Here is a 22,471-nt window from a genome sequence, read left to right as displayed (position 1 = left end):
GTTGGCCGACCTGCCCAACGTGCGCTCCGCGCGCGTGGCCCTCGGGTCGAAGCGACGCTCGGTTTTCAGCGGGTATGTCGTCGGCATCAAGGAGTTGGCCGACTCCTTGCACGTGTCTCGTTTTCCCGTGGGCTACGGGACCTCCAAATATGGTTTGCTGCTGATGGATGAGCGCGGACTGATTTTCTACCTGCGCCACATGGACGGTTACTTCCTCGGCCATGACGAGCGCGACGCTCTCTTGCGCTGTCTTCGTGGAGACGCAATGCCGGATGCGGAGGACTTCTTTGTTTGATCCAGTGCCGCGAGTGGCATCTTCCCTGCTTGTACGTGGGCGCGTACTGAGTCATACCAATTTGGAGGGAGGAGGGCGCTCGACTCTCCATCCTGCCGTTCAAGCTTTCTTCGAGGGGGTTCCAGGGGGTCGTCGCACCTCTTATGAAGGTCGCTGTGCAGAGACAGCCTTGATCTCAGACCAGTTCTGGTATCTGGAAGGTGAAAAGAATGGCGATGGGCCTGTCACCTTTGCGGAGGGGGTTCCTCACTTCCGTGGTGCTGCGATGGTGTCACGTCGGATTGAGGTGCAGGGTAACCCCGCACACGGGAAGTCCATCAAGCCCTGCGCGGCATGCGTGGCGCTCATCGACGCGTTGGAGATTCGCCTTATCGACTGATCGATACGTTAAACGCGCATGTGAGAACGTGGCTGGTCTTGCTGTACCGGGATGCTGTGTGGGTGGGGCCGTATGCTCAAGATTGCAGGATCTTATGCTGATTTTTGGAATAGTGAGGCCGGGACCCCCTTGGGGAGCGTGCGGGGCCATGTCGGGAATGAAGCCATTCATGACGAGGTTCGGATCGAGGAATTTTGGAATCCGGCTACGAGCTGTGGAGCATGATGGGTGGGGTGAGTGATGTACTGGGCTCGGGCAGGTACGTCATCGGAGGAGATTCCATCGTCACGGACGGCGAGTGGGTGTGGCGCCGGGATCTGGGTTTCTACGTGCGGCGGTATCACGTCCGGCTGCCCGAGGAGTTCCTCAACCGGGTCAGAAGCTTCGGATATACTGTCCCTCTTGTTGATGACGAACGGCTCAAAGAGATCACTTTCGAGGTGGCGGAGGTGATGTAGCGGCGTCATCGAGTGACGGAGTTGAACGCGACCGTCACCGTCGGCCGGAAGCACGCGGTGCGCCGACGGTTCGAGGCTTTCCGGGGGCGTGCGTGATCGCATCCATACCGGTTGGCGGCTGGACGTGGGACGTGGAGTGCCGTGGCGGCGAGGCCCAACCGGTGGCCGGGCACGGGCTGGACGTCGCGGTGGCGGTGTGGGGTGTGCTGCACGCCCGTCGCCTGGCGCTGGATGTCGCGGACGTGCGCACGGTGACCGGAACCGGTGCGCACCGGGAGGAGTCGGCGGGCACGCGGATCTCTCTCGCTTCCGTGCGTGGGGCTGCCGTCGGTGCCGACCCCCGCCCGTTCCCTCCGGAGGCGCTGACGCGGGAGACGACGGCGGTGTCCGTCCTGCTGGGGTGTCCGGGGGAGTGGTCCGACGGCGAGCGGCACATCCGGGCGGAGAAGCTGTCCACCGTCATGGCGACGTGCTGGACGAACGGGGACGGCAACGTGACCCTGAGTACGTACGGTGACCTGTGGCTGACACATGACCTGCGCGGGCGCCCCCAGCCCGCACTGCACGGCCGCTACGCTCCGCTGCTGCGTGCCACGCTCGGGGACGTGTCCGCCCTTCTCGGCGGCGAAGCCGATCCGGGCGACAGCACCTGGTACGCGACGCCCACCGTGACGGGCTTCGACGCCATCCCCGACGAGGACCCCGAACTGCTCGACGCCTGGGACGACTTCGAGGTCCCGTACCGGAGGAGGGCCATGCTCGCGCAGGTGCGGGAGGCGTACGCGGACTTCACCGAGTCGCCGGTGCGGTTCGCTGAGGTGCGGGCGGCCGACGGGGTCCTCGGTTACCTCTGGTGGTCCGACGCCGACGCCGCAGCCGGATTCGAACCGCGCAGCGCGATGGGCGACCGGGCCTTCGCGGCGGGGGCCCGGTGGATGCGGCGCCTGGAGGAGGCGAAGAAGCGAGGGTTCCCACCGTCGCGGGCCGCCGAACTCGGTACCGACGCGGCCGCGGAAGCAGGCACACTCGCCCCCGCCCCCTGGACGACCGCGCTCCTGCCCGACCTCCAGGAGATGTCAGGCCGGGGGTAGGCAAGGGCGGCGGGGGCGGAGTGACACCGTGGGTCTGGACGGCTTCCGAAGGCGGGGTGAGGGGAAGTCCTCGGCCACGACGAGCGTGACGGTCTTGCGCGCTGGATGTGCGGTGTCACGATGCCGGACGCGGAGGACTCCTCCGTTCGGCTCAGCGTCCGAGCAGCGTCTCTCGCGGGTCCTCCTTCCGGCTGATGCGGGGCAGGGGGGTGAGGGCGGGGTTGCCGGGTACTGGGGTGGCATGAGTGAGAACGACGAGGACAAGGCACTGACGCCCGATCTGCCGCCCACCGTGGAAGTGCCCGACGCCAAACCGCCGGAGCGTACGGCCCGGGGGAAGGAGCGCTCGGCGGAGGACGTCGACGACGAGGGGGAGCCGCCCGAGCCGTCGGACTAGCCGCCCGCCGGGGGCGACCGGCGGCCTGGACACGGTGTCGGCGCGGGGCCGTAAGGTGTTGCCGCGCGGTACGCCGCGCGCGGGCGGGGTGGGTGGAACGGGCGGAGGGCGCCGATGGCTCGGGACTACGACAGCCAGCTTCTGGAGTCGGTGGCGGTGCGGCGCAGGCGGCTGCGGGACGCGCTGCTGTTCGGGCCGGAACGGGTGCGCCGGAGCCTGGACGAGAACCTGGGCAAGGCCTTCGGAGGCGTCGCCCTGGCCGCCGTGCTGTGTGCCGGGTGCGTGGGGTGGTCGTTCGTCTCCGAGCGCGTGATGAAGGACGGCGCCGCCGCGGCGGGCGTCGCGGGGGCCGCCGGGACGGCGGTCGAAGCGGCCTCATGGTGAGTGTGGCGGGCCGGCGTACCGGGCTGAGCCGGGTGACGCTGGTGGGGGAGCGGCGGCGCGTCGACATGGTGCTTCCCGCGCGGGAGCCGGTCGGTGAGCTGCTGCCCGACGTGCTGCGGCTGCTCGGTGACGAGCCCGCCGCGCGGCCCAGCCTGCGGCGGCTGGTCACCCCGGACGGCGCGGTCCTGGCGCAGGACGAGACGCTCGCCTCCGCGGGCGTCGCCGACGGAGCGGTGCTGCGGCTCGTCCGGCAGCAGGAGACGCCCGCGGCGCCGGTCGTGCACGACGTGACGGACGAGGTTGCCGAGGATCTGGACGTGCGGCGCTGGCGCTGGGGCGACGGGACGCGGGTGTGGACGGCCGGGGCCGCGCACGTGCTGCTCGGGCTGGTCGCGGCGGTGTGGGCGTCGGTGTGGCTTGGAGCGGACGCCGCCGCCCCGTGGATCGTGGCCGCCGCGGTCGTGGCCGCCGCCGCGGGGGCGGGGACCGCCGGGTTCGTCAGCCGGGAGCCGGGCACGGCACTCGTGCTGCTCGGTGGGGCGCTTGGCGTGTTCGGTGCCTGGACGGCGACGGACACGGCCGCCGCGCGGCTGGCCGCCGTCGCTGCGGCCGTGGCGCTCGCCCTGGTGCTGCTGGGGCTGTGCGCGGGGGCGGGGCGGGGCGCGCTCGTGGGGGCTGTGGCCGTGGCCGTCACCGCGGGCGCCTGGGAGCTGGCCCTCGTCTGGACGGACGTTCCCCGGGCGGGCGTGGCCCTCGGGGTGGTGTCGGTGCTCGCGCTCGGCCTCCTGCCCCGCCTCGCGTTGACGGGCGCGGGCCTGACGCGGCTGGACGACCAGCGTTCCGGTGGCGCGTCGGTCAGCCGTCACCGGGTGGACGCGGCGCTGGCCGCGACGCACCGGGGCCTCGCCCTGGCCACGGTCGTGACGGCCGCCTCCGCCGCGGTGGCGGGCTGGGTGGCGGTCGAGCGGTACGGCTACTGGACGGTCGCCGGGGCCGCCCTGACGGCCCTGGTGCTGTTCTCCCGTTCCCGCGCCTACCCGCTGGCCGTCGGGGTGGTCGCGTTGCTCGGGGCGGGCACGGTGCTGGCCGTGCGGCTGCTGGTGCTGTGGGCCGGTGGTGCCGACGCCGGTGGCGGCGCCGGGGGTCCGGGTGCGGTGGCCGGTCCGCTGGCCGGGCTGGCGGTGGTCGCGCTCGTGCCGCTGGCCGTGCTCGTCGTCCGGCCGCCCGACCACGTGCGGGTGCGGCTGCGGCGGTTGTCGAACCTGGCGGAGTCGGTCGGTGTCGTGCTGCTGGTCCCGGTGGCCATCGGTGCGTTCGGCGTGTACGGCCGACTGCTGGACACGTTCTGAGAGGGTCTATGTCGGGGCAGGCGCAGGGAGACTGGCAGCACGACGTGCTCGGCGAGCTGAGCGGCGCGGCACGGCCGGAGCCGCCGGCAGGGGTGCGTGAACGGGCCGCCCGCACGCAGGACCCGGCCGGAGCGTCCGGCCCGGCCGGCCCCGCGCCGGGCACCGGCGACGCCCGCCCGGCGACCGGCGCTCCGGCGCGGACGGACCCCGCGCCGGAGCACTCCGCACCAGAGCCTCCCGCGCCGGAGCCCCCCGCCGCGCGGGGAACGGGGGCGCCGACGCCGGTGTCCGTCCCGGTGGTCGCGCCCCAGCTCGCCGCCACCGAGGGACGCGCCCGGCACGGGGACACGCCCACCCGCCGCGTCCGGCTGGCCCTGCGCCGCCTGGTGGCGTCCGCCGCGCAGGAGACCGCCGCCGCCACCAATGCGGCGCACGCGATCCAGCAGCCCATCACCACCGGCCGCCAGATCGCGGTGACCAGCATCCGCGGCGGCGCGGGCAAGTCCACGGTGGCGGCGCTGCTGGCACTGACGTTCGCGCACTACCGGCCCGATCCGGTGCTGGCCGTGGAGGCCGATCCGGCCCTCGGCACGCTGCCGCGCCGCCTGGGCGCGTCGGAGGTGCGCTGGTCGTGCGCGGACCTGGCCCGCATCGTGGACCCCTCGATGCAGATCACCGACGTCACCGGCTACCTCCTCCCGTTCACGGGCGGCGGCTGGCTGCTGCCGGGCAGTCAGGGGTCGGTCGGCGCGCAGCTCGACGTGGAGACCTACCGCGTCGTCATGACGTCGCTGCGCCGCTACTTCGGCACGATGGTGGTGGACTGCCAGACGCTGCCCGCCGAGGTGGCCCGCACCGCGCTGACGACGACGCAGGCCCGGGTGCTGGTCACCCCGGCGACGGTCGAGGGCGTGGCCGCCACCCGCACCGTGCTGGACTGGATCGGCGGGCTGCACCGCAGCATGCTGCCCACCACCGTCGTCGTCCTGGCGCACCCGGCGCCGCACACGACGCTGGACGAGGGGGCCGCGGCCGGGCACCTGGAGGCGGGCGGCGCGAAGGTGCTGGGCCTGCCGTACGACCGGCACCTGGCCGCGGGTGGCGGCGTCCGCACCGGTCTGCTCGGGCAGGGCACCCGCGAGGCGGCCGCCCGGATCGCGGCGACGGTCATGGACCGGGCGATGTCCCGGGGCGCCCGCGCCCACCGCCTGCCCGGCCCCCACGCCGCGTCCGGGCCCGACGCCCCCGCGTCCGACGCCCCCGGCCCCACGCCCGCGACGCCACCCGGCCCCGCTCCGATGCCCGGCACCGCCGCCCCCGCCGCCGACCCGTCGTGGCACCGACGTCCGCCGGGGCCCGGCCGGTGAGCGTCCGCGTCGTCCACCGGCCCGCGCGTACGACCCGGCCGCTGCCTCCCCCCGCCGAACGCCGCATCGAGCCCCCGCCGAGCCTCCCCGAGGCCAGTACGGGTTCGGCCGCCGCGTCCCTGTTACCCATGGCCGGGGTCATGGGGTCCGTCGTCCTGATGACCGTCGTCCGCAGCAGCCGGTTCGCCGCGATCGGGGCCATCGTGCTCGTCGTCGCGGTGCTCGGCGGCGTGGCCATGCTGTTCAGCCAGCGCGGCCGGGCGCAGCGCACCCGCCGCACCCAGCGCGAGCGCTACCTGGAGTACCTGGAGGAGCAGCGCGAGGAGCTGAGCGCCGAGGACCGCGAGCGCCGCGCCGCCGCCCGGCTGCTGGCGCCGCCGCCGGAGGCCCTGTACGACCTGGTGGCCGACCCGGCGCGGCTGTGGGAGCGGCGCCGGCCGGACCGCGACTTCCTCGACGTGCGCGTCGGCACCGGCGAGACGCCCGTGCGCGACATCGCCCTGGAGCGGCAGGCCGGTTCCGTCCTCACCCCGCCGGACCCGTTCATGCTGAACGAGGCGGCGGGCCTGAGGGAGCGGTTCGCCACCGCCCCCGAGATGCCGCTCACCGTGCCGCTGGACCGGGCGGGCGACGTCAGCGTCATCGGCCCCCGCGAGGACGTGCTGCGCGCCGTGCGCGCCCTGCTCGTGCAGACGGCCGTCGCGCACGCGCCCGACGACGTCGCCCTCGCGCTGGCCTGCCCCGAGCGGCGGCTGGCGGACTGGGAGTGGGCCAAGTGGCTGCCGCACCTCCTCGACCCGCAGAGCCAGGACGGCCCCGTCGGCGCCCGCCGCATCGCCACGAGCACGGCGCGGATCGCCGCCGGGCTCGGCGGTGAGCTGCGCGGCCGGGCCGCGTACGCCGCCGAGGTGCGGCGCGGCCTCGCGGGCCGGGAGGCGCTGAAGCTCGCGCAGCGGCTGCTGGTCGTCAGCGACGGGTACGGGCGGGCCGCCGCGGAACTGGCCCGGCCCGACGAGGCCGTGGACCTGCCCGACATGGGGGTGACGGTGGTGCACCTGCTCGCGGAACGCGTGCACGAGCCCGGGCAGGTCTCGGTGCGCGTCACGGTGGACGGGCCGGGCGTCACCGTGGAGGATCTGCGCGGCGCGGAGCCGGTCACCGTGCACGGCACGCTGGACGAGGTGAGCGCCGCCGGAGTGCTGGGCCTGGCCCGGACGCTGGCGCCGCTGCGGCTGTCCCCGGAGTCCGCCGCGTCCGGGGCCCCGCTGGCGGGGCCGGTGGACTTCGCCGGGCTGCTGGGCGTGGCGGACCCGGCGGCGCTGGACGTGCGGCGCATGTGGGCGCCGCGCGGGGAACGGGCGTTCCTGCGCGTCCCGATCGGCCTGAACGACGCGCGCGAACCGGTCCTGCTGGACCTCAAGGAGCCCGCCGAGCTGGGCATGGGGCCGCACGGGCTGTGCGTGGGCGCGACGGGGTCGGGCAAGAGCGAGCTGCTGCGCAGCCTCGTGCTCGCCCTGGCCGCCACGCACCCGCCCGAGGACCTGGCCATGGTGCTCGTCGACTACAAGGGCGGCGCCACCTTCGCGCCGTTCGCCTCCCTGCCGCACGTGGCGGGCGTCATCACCAACCTGGAGAACCGGGCCGGGCTGGTGGAGCGGGTGCACGCCAGCCTCGCCGGGGAGGTCAGGCGCCGCCAGCAGGTGCTGAAGGACGCGGGCGACCTCGCCGACATCGGCACCTACGCCGCCGCCCGCGCCCGGCGCCCGGAACTGGCGCCGCTGCCCCACCTGTTCGTCGTCATCGACGAGTTCGGGGAGCTGCTGACGGCCCGGCCGGACTTCATCGACCTGTTCCTGTCCGTCGGCCGCATCGGCCGCTCCATCGGAGTGCACCTGCTGCTGTCCAGCCAGCGCATCGAGGGCGGCAGGCTCAAGGGCCTGGACACCTACCTCTCCTACCGGCTGGGCCTGCGCACCTTCTCCCCCGAGGAGTCGCGCACGGTGCTGGACACCCCCGACGCCTTCCACCTGCCGCCCCTCCCCGGATTCGGCTACCTCAAGGTGGACACCAGCGCCTACGAGCGGTTCAAGGCCGGTTACGTGTCCGGCCCCTACCAGGGCCCGGCGCGCCGGGACGGCGGGCAGGACGAGGGGCCCGCGGCCCTGCCCTACCCCGCCTACAACACCCTCGGCGCCGGCCCGGCCGAGGACGGTGAGCCGCAGGCCGCGCCCGCGCGGCGCACCGTCGGCCCGACGCTGCTGTCCACCCTGGTCGGACGGCTCGCCACCGCCGCGCCGCCCGTGCCGCGGATCTGGCTGCCGCCGCTGCCCGGCGCACTGCCGCTGGACGCCGTCGGCGGCCCGCCGCAGACGACGCCGCAGGGCGTGCGGCTCGGCCGCCGCCCGTCCGGCCCGCTGCGGGTGCCCATGGGGTTGCTGGACGACCCGGCCCGGCAGTGGCAGGGCCCGTGGGTGCTGGACCTCACCGTGGCGGGCGGGCACGCCGCCGTCATCGGCGGCCCGCAGTCCGGCAAGACGACGCTGCTGCGCACCCTGATCCTGTCGCTCGCGCTCACCCACACCCCGCAGGAGGTCGGCGTCTACGGGCTCGACCTGGCGGGCGGCGGCCTCCAGGTGATGGCGGGCCTGCCGCACGTCGGCGGCGTCGCCGGGCGCGCGGACCGCGAGCGGGCCGCCCGCGTGGTCGAGGAGATCCGCGCCATGCTGGCCGCCCGCGAGGAGGTCTTCCGCGAGCTGGGCATCGACTCCGTCGAGGAGCTGCGCAGCCTGCGCGCCGCCGGGAAGCTGCCGCAGCTCGGCCCCGCCGACGTCGTCCTGGTCGTGGACGGGTTCGGTGGGCTGCGCGACGACTTCGCGGAGCTGGACGACGCCGTCGGCGACCTCCTCAGGCGCGGCGGCGGCTACGGCGTCCACGTCGTCGCCGCCATGCTGCGCTGGAACGACGTGCGCATCGCCGCGCAGTCCGCGTTCGGCACCCGGGTGGAGCTGCGGCTGAACGACCCGGGCGAGTCCGGCATCGAGCGCAGGCTCGCCCAGGCCATCGGGCCCGATGAACAGGGCCGCGTGCTGACGGCCGGCAAGCTGTTCGCGCAGTGCGCCCTGCCCCGCGTCGACGCCCGCGCCGACGCGGAGGGGCTCGGTGCCGCGGCCGCGCAGGCCGTGCGGTCGGTGCGCTCGGCGTGGACGGGCCAGGGCGCGCCGCCGGTGCGGGTGCTGCCCGCCCGGCTCGGTCCGCACCGCCTGCCCACCCCGGCCGCCGAACCGGACCGCGTCCCCCTCGGGCTGGACCAGGCGGGCCTGGAGCCCGTCCTCCTCGACCTCTTCCGGCACGACCAGCACCTCCTCGTCTTCGGCGACGGCGCGTGCGGCAAGACGAACCTGCTGCGGCTCGTCGCCCGGCAGCTGATGGCCCGCCACACGGACGACGAGGTGGTCTTCGCCGTCATGGACCCGCGGCGCGGCCTGCACAGCCTCGTCCCGGAGGAGTACCGGGGCGGCTACGCGCACAACGCGGGGCTCGCCCGCGCCCTGTCCGGCGCCATCGTCACCGAGCTGGAGCGGCGCATGCCGGACGACACGGTGCCGCCCGAGGTGCTCGCTGCGGGCGGCGGCGCGCCCGGCGGCCCGCGCATCGTCGTCCTCGTCGACGACTACGACGTCCTCGCCACCGCGGGGAACTCCCCGCTGGAGCCGTTCCTGCCCTACCTGCCGTCCGCGCCGGACATCGGCCTGCACTTCGTCGTCACCCGGCGCGTGGCGGGCGCGTCCCGGGCGCTGTACGAGCCGTTCCTGATGACGCTGCGGGAGTCCGGGACGGCGGGGCTGGTGATGACCGGCGACCGCTCCGAGGGCCAGCTCTTCCCCGGCGTGCCCGCCGCCGCCCGACCGCCGGGACGCGGCACCTTCGTCCGCCGCGGCGCGCCGGACCGGCTGGTCCAGACGGCGCTGGCCGAGGAGGAGCCCGCCCCGCGCGGCACCCCGGCGCGCACGGCGCGGGAGGGGTCCGCGTGACCAAGGACGTCATCGCGCTCACCACGCGCATGCCCGACGTGTGGTCCCTGACGGCCGGGCTCATGTCCGGCGGCCCCCGCACCCGGCTCGCCACCGCGGGCGAGGGCGCGGTCGTCCAGCTCTGCGACGCCGGGGGCCGCCCGCTGGTGTCCGTGGAGGCGCCGCTGCTCGTCCGCGTCCCCGGTGAGGTGCACCGGCTGCTCGGACTGCGCGCGGACGGACCGGTGTGGTGGACGGAGGTGCGCGCCGCCACCGCCGCGCGCGGCGGCGAGGAGCTGGCGGGCACGGTCGCCACCCGGCTCGTCACCCGGCTCGGCGGCACGGTGTGGCCGCCGCAGGCCCGCGCGGGGGACGGCGGTTCCGCGCCGGTGCGGGAGGTGGCCACCGCCGCCGCGCCGGCCGCCGCCCAGCCCGCCGTGGACGTGCTCACCGAGCAGGCGGCCGTCGTCATCCAGGACCGCCCGGCCGTCGCCCTGACCTCCTGGCTCGCCGACGCGCTGCGCGCCGCCGCGGGCTCCGGACGGGCGTTGCAGATCGTCACCCCGCGCACCGCGCGGCTCACCCCGCCCACCCGCGCCGTGCTGTCCGGGCTGCCCAACCGCTGGGTCGTCCGGGACGGCGACGGCGGCTACTTCGACGGGCTCTCCGGCGCCGTACTGCACTGGCGGGACGGCGCGTTCACCGCGACGGGCGGACGCGCCCCCGGATACGTACCCGCCCGGCCGCCCGCCGGCCGGCAGCTCGCGGTGTCCTGGCGCACCCGCAGGCCCGCTGCGGACGACCTGCTGCTGGGCGGCGCGCTGGAGGAGGTCTGGCACCGGCTCACCGGCGCACCGCCGGCCGGATGGGGCACGGCGGAACCCGCCGGGCTGCCCTGGTCGCGGCAGGAACTGACCGCGTACGTCCGCGAACGCTCCCCGGAGCCGACCTGGCTCGTCGTCGTCGGAACCCCCGCGCACCCGGCCGTCGCCACGCTGCGGGTCTCGCGCACCACCGGCGGCGTCGAGGAGGACGTCACGCTGACCGCTGGGTTCCCCGGTGGCCGCGGGCTGCCGCTGGACGCGCTGCCGGAGGCCGCCGGGGAACTCGTCGCCGGGCACGGGCTCGTCTCGCTGCTCGCCCAGCGGCGCGCGGCCCGCGCCGACCTGGCGGTGCCCGCCGCGCTGGAGGGGCCGCCCGAACCCGTCGCCTTCGCCCTCGGCAGCGCGGAGGTGCGCGGCGCGGGACCGGCCGCCGCCCGCAGGCCGCCGCTGCCGCACGCCCCGGTGCGGCTCGGGCCCGCGGGCGACGCCGGGTTCTACTACCCGCTGGGCGACACCGGCTGGGCGGGCCTGGAGCGGCTCACCGCGCACCTGCGGGGCGCGGAAGCGGCCGGATCCGCGCCACCCCGGCGTGAGGCACCCGCGCCACCGCGCCGGGGCAGGGCCTAGACTCCCGTCCGTACGGAACGTCGCCGGGACGCCGGCATCCGGGCAGCGCGGTACGGGCGGCACGGCAGCGGACGCCGCGCCGCACGGCGGGCGCACGGGCGGGCGTGAGGATCGGGGCGCGGGGAACGGGCGCGCGGAGAGGGACGGGTGGACGTGCCGGACTACTTCCACGGCTACGCGGTCGTCGGGCTGGTCGCGGTCGTCGGCGTGCTCTTCGTGGCCGTGGCCTTCTCGGCCGGAGCGCTCCTGCGGCCCGTCGTGCCCACGCGCGAGAAGATGCTGACGTACGAGTGCGGCGTCGATCCGGTCGGCGACGGCTGGGCGCACACCCAGGTCCGCTACTACGTCTACGCGTTCCTGTACGTCATCTTCGCCATCGACTCGGTCTTCCTGTTCCCCTGGGCCACGGTGTTCGCCGGGTTCGGCGCGGTGACGCTGGTGGAGATGTTCCTCTTCCTCGGCCTGCTGGCCGTGGGCCTGCTGTACGCATGGAAGAAGGGCGTCCTGGCATGGACGTGACCCGCAACGGCGGCACCGCCGACCTCCCGGAGCCGCGCCGCCTCGGCGCTCTGGCCCGGCTGGCCCCCGAGCCGATGAAGGTCGTGCTCAACTGGGGCCGCCGCTACAGCCTGTGGGTCTTCAACTTCGGACTCGCCTGCTGCGCCATCGAGTTCATCGCCGCGTCGATGTCCCGCCACGACTTCATCCGGCTGGGCGTCATCCCGTTCGCGCCGGGGCCGCGCCAGGCCGACCTGATGGTCGTCTCGGGGACGGTCACCGACAAGATGGCCCCCGCCGTCAGACGGCTGTACGAGCAGATGCCCGAACCGAAGTACGTCGTCTCCTTCGGCGCGTGCTCCAACTGCGGCGGCCCCTACTGGGACTCCTACGCCGTCACCAAGGGCGTCGACCAGATCATCCCCGTGGACGTGTACGTGCCCGGCTGCCCGCCGCGTCCGGAGGCCCTGCTCCAGGGCATCCTCAAGCTCCAGGAGAAGATCGCCGCCGAGTCCACGGCCGAGCGGTACGGCCCCGGGAGCCCGCCCGCGTCCCCTGGCGCGCCCGCCGCCGCCACACCGGCGCGTCCCTCCACGGCCGCGCTGACCAGCCCGCTCGTGCGGCCCGCCGGGGAGGAGCCGCGATGAGCGACGGGTGGCTGCCGCGCCCCGCCGGGGAGCTGTTCGGGCCCGGGGCGCGGGCGCAGGACGCCTATGGGCTGCTCACGGTGGACGTCCCGGCCGCCGACTGGCTCCCCGCGCTGCGGAGCGCCCGCGACGAGCTGGGCTGCACCTACTTCGACTGGCTCAGCGCCGTGGACGAACCCGGCAGCGGGTTCCGCGTCTGCGCCCACGTCGCTGCCCTGCCCGGCGCCGCGCCGCTGCGCAGGCTCCTGCTGCGCACCACCGTGCCGCACGACGCGCCGGAACTGCCCAGCGCCACCGGCGTCTACGCCGGAGCCGGGTGGCACGAGCGGGAGACGCACGAGATGTTCGGCGTCGGCTTCACCGGGCATCCCGGACTGGCTCCGCTGCTGCTGCCCGACGGTTTCGAGGGCCATCCGCTGCGGAAGGACTTCGTGCTCGCCGCCCGCGTCGCCAAGGCGTGGCCCGGCGCCAAGGAACCGGGGGAGTCCGAGCACGGCGGGCCCAAGCGGCGCCAGATGCTGCCGCCGGGCGTCCCCGACCCCAACGAGTGGGGCCCGCTCAAGGGCCAGCTCCCGCCCGCCCCGGCCCGTCCCGCGCGGGGCCGCGCCGCCGCCGGGGACCGCCCGCCGCGCCGCGCCCGCAGCGCCGCCGCCGGTTCCGCCAGCCAGCGCGCGGCCGCGCCGCGCCGCCCCGCCGGAACCGCCGACGCCCCCTGGCGCGAACGGTCCGCGCAGCTCCCCGCCGCCGAGGCGGAACGGGCGGCCGCCGCCGCGGCTGCGGAGAGCGCGGCCGCAGAGGACGCGGCGCCGGAGCGGACGGGACCGGAGAGCGCGGCGCCGGAGGGGGCGGCGCCGGAGAGCACCGGCTCCGCCGCCGCGTCCGGTGACGGTGACGGCGCCGAATCCGGTCCCGAATCCGGTCCCGAATCCGGTCCCGGTGACGGGCCCGGCGCGGACGAGGGCGGCGAGCGCTGATGGACCTCCTCGACGTCGCCTGGCGGCTCCTCGCCGTCCTCCTCGCGTTCCTGACGCTCCCCCTGCTCGTCGGCCAGGCCGAGCACAAGGTCATGGCCCACATGCAGGGCCGCGTCGGCCCCATGCACGCGGGCGGCTTCCACGGCTGGGCCCAGCTCGTCGCCGACGGCGTGAAGTTCGCCCAGAAGGAGGATGTCGTCCCGGCCGAGGCCGACCGGCGCGTCTTCCGGCTCGCGCCCGCCGTCGCCCTCGTCCCCTACCTGCTCGTCCTCATCGCCATCCCCGTCGCGCCGAACGGCGGTGTCGGGCAGGCCGTGGACGCGGGCATCTTCTTCGTCCTCGCCGTCCTCGGCGTCGGTGTGCTCGGCCAGCTCATGGGCGGCTGGGCGAGCGCCAACAAGTACAGCCTCCTCGGCGGGCTGCGCACCGCCGCACAGCTCCTCGCCTACGAGCTGCCGCTGCTGCTGTCGGCCGCCTCCGTCGTGATGGCCGCGGGCACCCTCTCGCTGCCCGGCATCCTGGACGCCTGGCAGTGGTGGTGGCTGCCCTGGCAGCTCGTCGGCGCCTTCGTCTTCTTCACCGCCGGGGTCGCCGAGCTGCACCGCCCGCCGTTCGACGCTCCGCTGGCTCCCGAGGAGATCATCTTCGGCCCGCTCACCGAGTACGGCGGACTCCGCTTCGCCTTGTTCATGCTCGCCGAGTACGCCGGGATCGTCGTCGTCTCCGCGCTCACCGCCGTGCTGTTCCTCGGCGGCTGGCACGGCCCGTTCGCCGACCAGCTCGGCTGGCTGTGGATGCTGCTCAAGACCGGCGCGCTCAGTTTCGTGGTCATCTGGATGCGCGTCGCCTGGCCCCGGATGCGCGCCGACCAGATCCAGAAGTTCGCCTGGACCGTCCTCGTGCCGCTCGCGCTCCTCCAGATCGCCGTCACCGGCGTCGTGAAGGTGGTGTTCCCCTGATGGGCCTCCCCGGCTCCGGCCTGGCCAAGGGCCTGGCCGTCACGCTCAAGACGATGACCCGCCGCTCGGTCACCGCGCACTACCCCGACGTCCAGCCCGAGCTGCCCGCGCGCAGCCGGGGCGTGATCGGGCTGTTCGAGGAGAACTGCACGGTCTGCATGCTGTGCGCCCGCGAGTGCCCCGACTGGTGCATCTACATCGACTCGCACAAGGAGACGCTGCCCGCCGCCGCGCCCGGCGGGCGCGAGCGCAGCCGCAACGTGCTGGACCGGTTCGCCATCGACTTCTCCCTGTGCATGTACTGCGGCATCTGCATCGAGGTGTGCCCGTTCGACGCGCTGTTCTGGTCGCCGGAGTTCGAGTACGCCGAGACCGACATCCGCGAGCTGACCCACGAGCGCGACACGCTCCGCGCCTGGATGTGGACGGTGCCCGAGCCGCCGCCGCTGGACGGCGCGGCCGAGGAGCCCAAGGAGATCGCCGCCGCGCACAAGACCGCCGCCAAGCTCGCGGCGGCTCAGGCGGACGCGGCCTCCGGACCCGGCGGCGCTCCCGGGCCCGGCGGCGGTCCCGGACCCGGCGGCGCGCAGGGAGGCACCCCGGCGTGAACGCTCCCGGCTTCCTCTCGCCCACCGGGGTGGAGATCGTCTTCGTGCTGACGGGCCTCGTGACGCTCGGCGCCGCCGTCGTCGCCGTCACCACCCGGCAGCTCGTGCACGCCGCGCTGTGGCTGGTCGTCGCGCTCGGCGGTGTCGCGGTCGAGTACCTGCTCCTCACCGCCGAGTTCGTGGCGTGGGTGCAGGTGCTCATCTACGTGGGCTCCGTCGTCGTGCTGCTGCTGTTCGGCATGATGCTCACCCGCGCGCCGATCGGCCGCTCGCCCGACGCCGACTCCGGCAACCGCTGGGTCGCGCTCGCCGTGGCGCTCGGCGCGGCGGCGACGCTCATCACCCTCGTCGTGGACGCGTTCCGCACCGCGTGGATCGACCTCGACGGGCCCCACGGCGGTACGCAGGCCCTCGGCGAGGCGCTGTTCCGGCACTGGGTGCTGCCCTTCGAGGCGCTGTCCCTGCTGCTGCTCGCCGCGCTCGTCGGCGCCATCGTCGTCTCCCGGCGCGGCGGCGACGGAGAGGGTGCCGGGAGCGGCGGTGACACCGGAAGCGCCGGTGACACCGGGAGCGGCGGCGGCCACCGGAGCGCGGACGGCCCCGGCGGCGGCACCGCACCGGACCGGCAGGAGCGTGAGCGCTGATGCACCTCGTCTACCCCGCCGTCCTGGCCGCGCTGCTGTTCAGCGTCGGCCTGTACGGCGTCCTGGCGCGGCGCAACGCCGTCCTTGTGCTCATCTCCGTCGAGCTGATGCTCAACGCGGTCAACCTCAACCTCGTCGCGTTCGACGTGTGGCTCGAGGACACCCTGCGCGCCGGGCAGAGCCTGACCCTGTTCACCATCGCCGTCGCCGCCGCCGAGATCGGTATCGGGCTGGCCATCGTCCTGCTCGTCTACCGCAACAGGGCCGGCTCCCACATCGACCGGCTCCGCGAACTGGCCGAGCCGCCGCCCGCCGCCCTGCGGTCCGACCCCCGCACCGTCCACCCCCAGGACACCGACGTGGAGCAGGCGGAGGCCACCGCGTGAGCACGACCACCCTCGCCGTCCTCGTCCCCGTCCTGCCGCTCCTCGGCGCACTCGCCGGTTTCGCGGCGGGCCGCAGGGCGCCGGGCTTCGTCCGCCCGCTGGCCGTGCTGCCGACACTGGCCGCGGCCGTGCTCGCCGTCGTCGTCGCCGCGCGGCAGGGCGGCCGGGCGCCGCTGCTGGCCGCCACCGAGCTGACGCCGACGGGCAACGCCGCCCTCCCCGTCGAGCTGGCCTTCCACCTCGACGGGTTCGCCGTGCTCGTCGCGGTGCTCGTCGCCGTCGTCGCGTCCTGCGTGCAGATCTACTCCACCGGCTACCTGCGCGACGACCCGCGCTACGCCTCGTACGCCGCCCTCGTCTCCCTCTTCACGGCGGCGATGCTGCTCGTCGTCTACGCCGACGACCTGATCGTGCTGCTCGTCGGCTGGGAGGTCATGGGCATCTGCTCGTACTTCCTGGTCGGCCACTACTGGCACACGCCCGCCGCCCGCGCGGCGTCCCTCAAGGCGTTCCTGGTCACCAAGCTGGGCGACGTCCCCTTCCTCATCGGCATCCTCGCGCTGGCCTCAGCGGCCGGGACGTTCCGCATCTCCACGATCGTCACCCGGCTCACCTCCTCGCTGTCCGACTTCCAGCTCGACCACCCCACCGCCATCGCGCTGCTGCTGCTGGCCGGTGTGGCGGGCAAGTCCGCGCAGTTCCCGCTGCACACCTGGCTGCCGGACGCCATGGCGGGCCCCACGCCCGTCTCGGCCCTCATCCACGCCGCCACGATGGTCGCGGCGGGCGTGTACGTCGTGGCCCGGCTGCTGCCCGTCTTCACCGCCTCGGCCGCGGCCCTCGTCGTGCTCGCCGCCATGGCCGCGCTCACCATGGCCGGTTCGGCGCTCGCCGCCCTCGCCCAGGACGACGTCAAACGGGTGCTCGCCTACTCCACCATCGGCCAGCTCGGCTACCTGACCGGCGCGCTGGCCGTCGGCGACCGGGGCGCGGCCACCTTCCACCTCCTCACGCACGGCGCCTTCAAGGCGCTGCTGTTCCTCGCGGCGGGCGTGCTCATCCACGCCGCCGGCACCGGCTCGCTCACCGCGATGGCCCGCGCGGGCGGCACCGCGCGGCGCGTCCCGGACGCGTACTGGACGCTCACCATCGGCCTCCTCGCCCTCGCCGCCGTCCCGCCGTTCAGCGGCTTCTTCTCCAAGGAGGCCGTGCTGGGCGCCGCCGAGCACACCGCGCTCCACCCGGACGCGGGCATCCCCGCCGCCTCCGGCTGGATCGTGCTCGTCGCCGGGCTGCTCACGGCCGCGCTCACCGCCGCCTACGCCACCCGGCTGTGGCTGCTCGCCTGCCGGGGCGACGCGGCGACCCGGGACGCGGCAGCCCCGCGGCCCGCCGCACCGGCCGGCTCCGCCGAGCCCGTGCCCGCGCGCCAGCCGCTCGTCATGACCCTGGTCCTGTGGTTCCTCGCGGTTCCCTCCCTGGCCCTCGGCCTGTTCTACGACTGGCTCCCGCACTGGTTCGGCGGCGGCAGCCTGGCCCCCACGCTGGCCACCTCCGTCCTGGCCACCGGCGCCGCGGCGGCCGGAGCCCTGATCGTGTGGGCCGCCTGGCGGCACGCCACGGCACGCGGCACCGCGGACCCGGGCCCCGTCCTCCTGGGCCCGCTCCACCGCCAGGCGGCGGCCGGGTTCCGCCTGGACACCGCCTACGACCGGCTCCTCGTGGCCCCGGTCCGCGGCGCGGCGAGCCTCGCGCGGTTCCTCGACCGCGAGGTCGTCGACGCCTACGTGCGCGGCGCCGGAACCGCCACCGGCTGGCTCGGGGCCGCCGTGCGCCGCTCCCAGACCGGCAACGTCCAGACGTACCTGAGCGTCCTGCTCGCCGGCTCCATCGTGCTGGCCCTCGCCGTCCTCCTCGCCGGAGCGTGAGCCGTGATCACCCTCAACGAGACCGTGCTCCAGCTCCTGCTGGCCGCCGTCGTCGTGCTGCCCCTGCTCGGCGCCGTCGCCGCCCTGCTGCCCGCCCCGCCCGGACTGCGGGGCAGCAGCCCCGAGCAGGCCGTCCTGCGGCACGGCGTGACCGTCACCGGCGCCGTCCTGGCCGCCACCCTCGTCCTCGCGGCGGGCTTCGACTACGACCGCGCCGAACGTATCCAGGCCGGAACCGACCTCTCCTGGATCCCCGCCCTGGGCATCCGGCTGCACCTCGGCGTCGACGGCATCTCGCTGCCCCTCCTCGTCCTGACCGCGCTGCTGACGTTCCTGTGCGCCCTCCACAGCTACCGCAACCCGCCGAAGGGCCCGTCCCCCGCGGCGTTCGTCGCCCTCCTCCTCGTCCTCGAAGCCGGCACGCTCGCCACCTTCGCCGTGCTCGACCTCGTCCTGTTCTTCCTCGCCTTCGAGATGGTGCTCATCCCGATGTACTTCCTCATCGCCCGCTGGGGCGGGGAAGGCCGCGCGCGGGCGGCCTGGAAGTTCATCCTCTACACGCTGCTCGGTTCCGTGGTCATGCTGCTGGGCCTCCTGCTCGTCGGCCTGGAGGCGGGCACGTTCGACATGGTGGCACTCGCCGCTGACAACGGAGCGTCACTGAGCCGCAGCACGCAGATCATCGCCGTCCTCGCCCTCGCTGCGGGCTTCGCCGTGAAGACCCCGATGTGGCCGCTGCACACCTGGCTGCCCGACGCGCACACCGCCGCCCCCACGGTCGGCTCCGTCCTGCTGGCCGGGGTGCTGCTGAAGATGGGCACCTACGGGCTGGTCCGCATCGTGCTGCCGGCCGCCCCCGAGGGCGCCCAGTTCTTCGCGCCCTACCTGGCCGCGTTCGCCTGCGTCGGCATCGTCTACGGCTCCCTGGTGTGCCTCGCCCTCGTCCGGAAGGGCGCCGGCGGCGACCTCAAGCGGCTCGTCGCCTACTCCTCCGTCGGCCACATGGGCTTCGTCCTCCTGGGCATCGCCACGCTCACCCGGACGGGCGTCAACGGCGCCCTGTTCGCCAACGTCGCCCACGGCCTGATCACCGGCCTCCTGTTCTTCCTGGTCGGCGCGGTCAAGGAGCGCACCGGCTCCACCGACCTCGACCAGCTCGCCGCCCGCACCTCCGGCGCCGGGCTCTACGGGCGCTCCCCGCGCCTGGGCGGCCTGCTCGCCTTCGGCGCCGTCGCCTCCCTCGGCCTGCCCGGACTCGCCGGGTTCTGGGGCGAGATGCTCGCCCTGCTCGGCGCCTACCACCCCGCCGACGGGCTGAGCCGCCCCGCCTACCTGGTGTTCATGGCCGTCGGCGGCCTCGGCACCCTGCTGACGGCCGCCTACCTCCTGCTCGTCGTGCGCCGGGTCTGCATGGGCGAGCGGCAGCCCACGACGGCCGCGCTCCCGGACGTGCGCCGCTACGAGTTCGCCGCCTGGACCCCGCTCGTCGTCCTCACCGTCCTCGCCGGACTGTGGCCCGCGCTCCTGCTCGGCGTCACCGACCCGGCCGTGCAGCACCTCCTGCCGGGAGTCAGCCGATGACAGCATCCGCCACGGGCGGCGCCGCCGTGACCCTCACCGCGGGCCCGGTCCAGTCCGTCGACTGGGCCGCACTCGGCCCGCCCGCGATCGTGGCCGCCCTCGGACTCGTCCTGCTCGTCACCGACCTCTTCCTGCCCGAGCGGCGCAAACCGCTGCTCGGCTGGGCCGCCGTCGCCGGACTCGGCCTGGCCCTGCTCGCCCTCCTCCCGCTCGTCGGCGCGGACCGCTCCACCTTCTGCCTCACCACGGACCCGGAGCTGTGCAGCTACACCGCCGACGGCTTCGCGCTCGCCGTCCAGCTCCTCGTCCTCGGCGGCACGCTGCTGACGGCCCTGCTGTCGCTGCCCACCGTCGCCGACAGCAGGCTGCCCGCGGGCGAGTACTGGTTCCTGCTGCTCACCTCCGCCGCGGGCGCCGCCCTGCTGCCCGCCGCCCGCGACCTGGCGACGCTCGTCATCGCGCTGGAGGTCGCCTCCCTGCCCGTCTTCGCGCTGATCGCCCTGCGGCGCGGCGACCGTCTCGGCTCCGAGGCGGCGCTGAAGTTCTTCCTCTCCTCCGTCGCCGCCACCGCCGTCACCCTGCTCGGCGTCAGCTTCGTCTACGCCGCGACCGGCGGACTCCACTTCGGCGCCGTCGCCGACGGCCTGCGGACGGTCGACGCCGAGCTCGCCGTCCTCGCCCCCGCGGGCGTCGTCCTCACCCTCGTCGGCTTCGCCTTCAAGACCGCCGCCGTGCCCTACCACTTCTGGGTGCCCGAGACGTACGTCGGCGCGCCCGTCCCCGTCGCCGCGTACCTGTCGGTGACCGGCAAGGCCGCCGGGTTCTCCGGCCTCGTCCTCGTGACCGTGTACGCCTTCCCCGCCTACGCGACCACCTGGGGACCCGCCCTCGCCGTCCTCGCCGCGCTCACGATGACGGCCGGCAACGCCGGAGCCCTGCGCCAGCGCCCCGAGGCGCCGCACAGCGCGGTGCGGCTGCTCGCCTGGTCCTCCGTCGCCCAGGCCGGCTACCTGCTGGTGCCGATCGCGTCCGCCGCCTACGCCGCGGACGCCGGGCGGGCCGTCGGCGCGACCGTCACGTACGCGCTCATGTACGCCGTCGTGAACCTCGGCGCGTTCGCCGTCGTCCTGCACCTCGCCCGGGCGGCCGGCGACGGCCGTCTCACCGCCTTCCGCGGCCTGTACGCCGCCCAGCCGCTCGCCGCGCTCGCCCTCGCCTTCTTCCTGCTGTGCCTGGCCGGGCTGCCGCCGGGCGTCATCGGACTGTTCGCCAAGGTCACCGTCTTCGCGGCGGCCGTGGACGCCGGGCTCGGCTGGCTCGCGGCCGTCATGGCCGTCAACGTCGTCATCGGCCTCGTCTACTACCTGCGCTGGACGGCCCTGCTGTTCCGCGCCCCGGCGACGGGCCCCGAGGCAGCCCCCGCGGACACCGCAGCGGCGGCGGCCCCCGCGGGGACGGCGGCCGGGACGGTCACCGGCCGGGCCCCGTCCCGCCTGCGGCCCGCGACCCCGCTCGGCGTCGCCATCGCGGTGACGGCCGTCCTCGGCCTCGTCCTCTCCGGCGCCCCGCAGCTCGTCCTGCGCTTCGCCTCCGGCTCGCTGCTGTAGCGCCCGCGCCCGGTGCCGCCGGGAACCCGCCGGACCTGCCTCGCGTTGTCCCCGCAGGGAGGGTCCACTGGAAGGTGGAGACACCACCAGAGCAAAGGGTTCCCCCGCTGCACCACCTGGAGGGCGTACCGTGCACCGCCGAAACAACGGGCTGAGGACCGCCCTGCTCCTGGGCGCCATGTCCTCGCTGATCCTCGTGACCGGCGGTTTCTTCGGCCGCACGGGTCTGCTCGTCGCGCTGCTCGTCGCCCTCGGCACCAACGCCTACGCCTACTGGAACAGCGACAGGCTGGCGCTGCGGGCCATGCGGGCCCGTCCCGTCAGCGAGTTCGAGGCCCCGCAGCTCTACCGCATCGTGCGGGAGCTGTCCACGGCCGCCCGGCAGCCCATGCCCCGCCTCTACATCTCCCCGACGCAGGCCCCCAACGCCTTCGCCACCGGACGCAACCCGCGCAACGCCGCCGTCTGCTGCACCGACGGCATCCTGCGCCTGCTCGACGAGCGGGAGCTGCGCGGCGTCATCGGGCACGAGCTGAGCCACGTCTACAACCGCGACATCCTCATCGCCTCCGTCGCCGGGGCGCTGGCCTCCGTCGTGGTCTTCCTGGCCAACTTCGCCTGGCTCATACCGTTCGGACGCTCCGACGACGACGAGGGCCCCGGGCTGCTCGGGATGGTGCTGCTCATGGTGCTGGGCCCGCTCGCGGCCTCCCTCATCCGGCTCGCCGTGAGCCGTTCCCGCGAGTACGAGGCGGACACCTCCGGCGCCCGCCTCACCGGAGACCCCCTGGCCCTGGCGTCCGCCCTGCGCAAGCTGGAGGCCGGCACCCGGCAGCTCCCGCTGCCCACCGAACCGCGCCTGGAGACGGCCAGCCACATGATGATCGCCAACCCGTTCCGCCCCGGCGAGGGCATGTCCAGGCTGTTCTCCACGCACCCGCCGATGCGGGAACGCATCGCCCGGCTCGAACGCATGGCAGGCTGGACGCCGTGAAGACGATCCTGAACATCATCTGGCTGTTCCTGAGCGGCTTCTGGCTGTTCCTCGGCTACCTGCTCGCGGGGCTCATCCTGTGCGTCACGATCATCGGCATCCCCTTCGGCGTCGCGTCCTTCCGCGTCGGCCGCTACGCCCTGTGGCCCTTCGGCTGGACGGCCGCCGAACGCCACGACGCGGGCGCCGGCTCCCTGATCGGCAACGTCCTGTGGGTGCTCCTGGCGGGCTGGTGGCTCGCGCTGGGCCACATCGCCACCGGCATCGCCCTGTGCGTGACGGTCATCGGAATCCCGCTGGGCATCGCCAACTTCAAGATGATCCCCGTCTCCCTCATGCCGCTGGGCCGCGAGATCGTCCGCACCGACTCCCCCCACCCCCGCTGATCCCGCCCACCGCCCCGGGCCGCCCGACCGCTGATCCCGCCCACCGCCCCGGGCCGCCCGACCCGGGGCGGCCCGGAG

The 22,471-nt window shown here is 75.0% G+C and carries 22 protein-coding genes; all 22 read left to right on the top strand.

Annotated features, from left to right (window positions below; all coding sequences use genetic code 11):
• The first annotated feature begins 1 nt into the window (after position 1).
• The 22 genes from V1J52_RS22720 (at position 2) to V1J52_RS22615 (ending at position 22,393) form a co-directional block, all read left to right on the top strand.
• On the top strand, positions 2–295 hold the full coding sequence (locus tag V1J52_RS22720) for an SUKH-3 domain-containing protein (protein WP_330141800.1): 294 nt from the start codon (positions 2–4) through the stop codon (positions 293–295).
• Positions 222–674: a YwqJ-related putative deaminase gene (locus V1J52_RS22715; RefSeq protein ID WP_330141799.1), complete on the top strand. Its 453-nt coding sequence runs from the start codon at positions 222–224 to the stop codon at positions 672–674. The genes V1J52_RS22720 and V1J52_RS22715 overlap by 74 nt, the downstream gene beginning before the upstream one ends.
• 233 nt (positions 675–907) lie before the next feature.
• The gene (locus tag V1J52_RS22710) at positions 908–1,132 is read left to right on the top strand and encodes a hypothetical protein (protein ID WP_330141798.1); all 225 of its coding nucleotides are present in this window, start codon (positions 908–910) and stop codon (positions 1,130–1,132) included.
• A 92-nt stretch (positions 1,133–1,224) separates the two neighbouring features.
• Positions 1,225–2,223 (top strand): hypothetical protein, encoded by a 999-nt coding sequence (locus V1J52_RS22705; protein WP_330141797.1) that lies wholly within the window; start codon positions 1,225–1,227, stop codon positions 2,221–2,223.
• Between the two features lie 241 nt (positions 2,224–2,464).
• Complete coding sequence (locus tag V1J52_RS22700) at positions 2,465–2,620, top strand: hypothetical protein (protein WP_330141796.1); 156 nt, start codon at positions 2,465–2,467, stop codon at positions 2,618–2,620.
• A gap of 114 nt (positions 2,621–2,734) precedes the next feature.
• Positions 2,735–3,004, top strand: a complete 270-nt coding sequence (locus V1J52_RS22695) for a hypothetical protein (protein WP_330141795.1) — start codon at positions 2,735–2,737, stop codon at positions 3,002–3,004.
• Positions 2,998–4,353 carry a type VII secretion integral membrane protein EccD gene (gene eccD, locus V1J52_RS22690; RefSeq protein ID WP_330141794.1) on the top strand — a complete coding sequence of 452 codons (1,356 nt, stop codon included), beginning with the start codon at positions 2,998–3,000 and terminating at the stop codon, positions 4,351–4,353. Before V1J52_RS22695 ends, eccD begins: the two co-directional genes overlap by 7 nt.
• A gap of 284 nt (positions 4,354–4,637) precedes the next feature.
• Positions 4,638–5,720 (top strand): MinD/ParA family ATP-binding protein, encoded by a 1,083-nt coding sequence (locus V1J52_RS22685; protein ID WP_330141793.1) that lies wholly within the window; start codon positions 4,638–4,640, stop codon positions 5,718–5,720.
• Positions 5,717–9,751 carry a type VII secretion protein EccCa gene (eccCa, locus tag V1J52_RS22680; protein WP_330141897.1) on the top strand — a complete coding sequence of 1,345 codons (4,035 nt, stop codon included), beginning with the start codon at positions 5,717–5,719 and terminating at the stop codon, positions 9,749–9,751. Before V1J52_RS22685 ends, eccCa begins: the two co-directional genes overlap by 4 nt.
• The gene (locus tag V1J52_RS22675; RefSeq protein WP_330141792.1) at positions 9,748–11,181 is read left to right on the top strand and encodes a DUF6177 family protein; all 1,434 of its coding nucleotides are present in this window, start codon (positions 9,748–9,750) and stop codon (positions 11,179–11,181) included. The genes eccCa and V1J52_RS22675 overlap by 4 nt, the downstream gene beginning before the upstream one ends.
• Before the next feature lie 153 nt (positions 11,182–11,334).
• Positions 11,335–11,700, top strand: a complete 366-nt coding sequence (locus V1J52_RS22670) for an NADH-quinone oxidoreductase subunit A (protein ID WP_330141896.1) — start codon at positions 11,335–11,337, stop codon at positions 11,698–11,700.
• The gene (locus tag V1J52_RS22665; protein ID WP_330141791.1) at positions 11,691–12,326 is read left to right on the top strand and encodes an NADH-quinone oxidoreductase subunit B; all 636 of its coding nucleotides are present in this window, start codon (positions 11,691–11,693) and stop codon (positions 12,324–12,326) included. Before V1J52_RS22670 ends, V1J52_RS22665 begins: the two co-directional genes overlap by 10 nt.
• Positions 12,323–13,300, top strand: coding sequence for an NADH-quinone oxidoreductase subunit C (locus V1J52_RS22660; protein ID WP_330141790.1), 978 nt, complete (start codon positions 12,323–12,325; stop codon positions 13,298–13,300). The genes V1J52_RS22665 and V1J52_RS22660 overlap by 4 nt, the downstream gene beginning before the upstream one ends.
• Positions 13,300–14,259, top strand: a complete 960-nt coding sequence (locus V1J52_RS22655) for a complex I subunit 1/NuoH family protein (RefSeq protein WP_443075899.1) — start codon at positions 13,300–13,302, stop codon at positions 14,257–14,259. Before V1J52_RS22660 ends, V1J52_RS22655 begins: the two co-directional genes overlap by 1 nt.
• Positions 14,259–14,867: a NuoI/complex I 23 kDa subunit family protein gene (locus tag V1J52_RS22650; RefSeq protein WP_330141789.1), complete on the top strand. Its 609-nt coding sequence runs from the start codon at positions 14,259–14,261 to the stop codon at positions 14,865–14,867. The genes V1J52_RS22655 and V1J52_RS22650 overlap by 1 nt, the downstream gene beginning before the upstream one ends.
• Positions 14,864–15,511, top strand: a complete 648-nt coding sequence (locus V1J52_RS22645; RefSeq protein WP_330141788.1) for an NADH-quinone oxidoreductase subunit J family protein — start codon at positions 14,864–14,866, stop codon at positions 15,509–15,511. Before V1J52_RS22650 ends, V1J52_RS22645 begins: the two co-directional genes overlap by 4 nt.
• Positions 15,511–15,897 (top strand): NADH-quinone oxidoreductase subunit NuoK, encoded by a 387-nt coding sequence (gene nuoK / locus V1J52_RS22640; RefSeq protein ID WP_330141787.1) that lies wholly within the window; start codon positions 15,511–15,513, stop codon positions 15,895–15,897. Before V1J52_RS22645 ends, nuoK begins: the two co-directional genes overlap by 1 nt.
• Positions 15,894–17,825: an NADH-quinone oxidoreductase subunit 5 family protein gene (locus V1J52_RS22635; RefSeq protein ID WP_330141785.1), complete on the top strand. Its 1,932-nt coding sequence runs from the start codon at positions 15,894–15,896 to the stop codon at positions 17,823–17,825. The genes nuoK and V1J52_RS22635 overlap by 4 nt, the downstream gene beginning before the upstream one ends.
• A 3-nt stretch (positions 17,826–17,828) precedes the next feature.
• A complete protein-coding gene (locus V1J52_RS22630) occupies positions 17,829–19,406 on the top strand; it encodes a complex I subunit 4 family protein (protein ID WP_330141784.1) in 1,578 nt (525 codons plus the stop codon).
• Positions 19,403–21,013 (top strand): NADH-quinone oxidoreductase subunit N, encoded by a 1,611-nt coding sequence (locus tag V1J52_RS22625; RefSeq protein ID WP_330141783.1) that lies wholly within the window; start codon positions 19,403–19,405, stop codon positions 21,011–21,013. The genes V1J52_RS22630 and V1J52_RS22625 overlap by 4 nt, the downstream gene beginning before the upstream one ends.
• Positions 21,014–21,143: 130 nt before the next feature.
• Positions 21,144–22,007 carry a zinc metalloprotease HtpX gene (gene htpX, locus V1J52_RS22620; RefSeq protein ID WP_330141782.1) on the top strand — a complete coding sequence of 288 codons (864 nt, stop codon included), beginning with the start codon at positions 21,144–21,146 and terminating at the stop codon, positions 22,005–22,007.
• Positions 22,004–22,393, top strand: coding sequence for a YccF domain-containing protein (locus tag V1J52_RS22615; protein WP_330141781.1), 390 nt, complete (start codon positions 22,004–22,006; stop codon positions 22,391–22,393). Before htpX ends, V1J52_RS22615 begins: the two co-directional genes overlap by 4 nt.
• Positions 22,394–22,471 lie beyond the last annotated feature (78 nt).

The sequence above is a fragment of the Streptomyces solitudinis genome (genome assembly GCF_036323765.1).
GTDB lineage: Bacteria > Actinomycetota > Actinomycetes > Streptomycetales > Streptomycetaceae > Streptomyces.
Note: the sequence above shows the minus strand (reverse complement) of the source record. Positions and strands in the feature narration are given on the sequence as shown.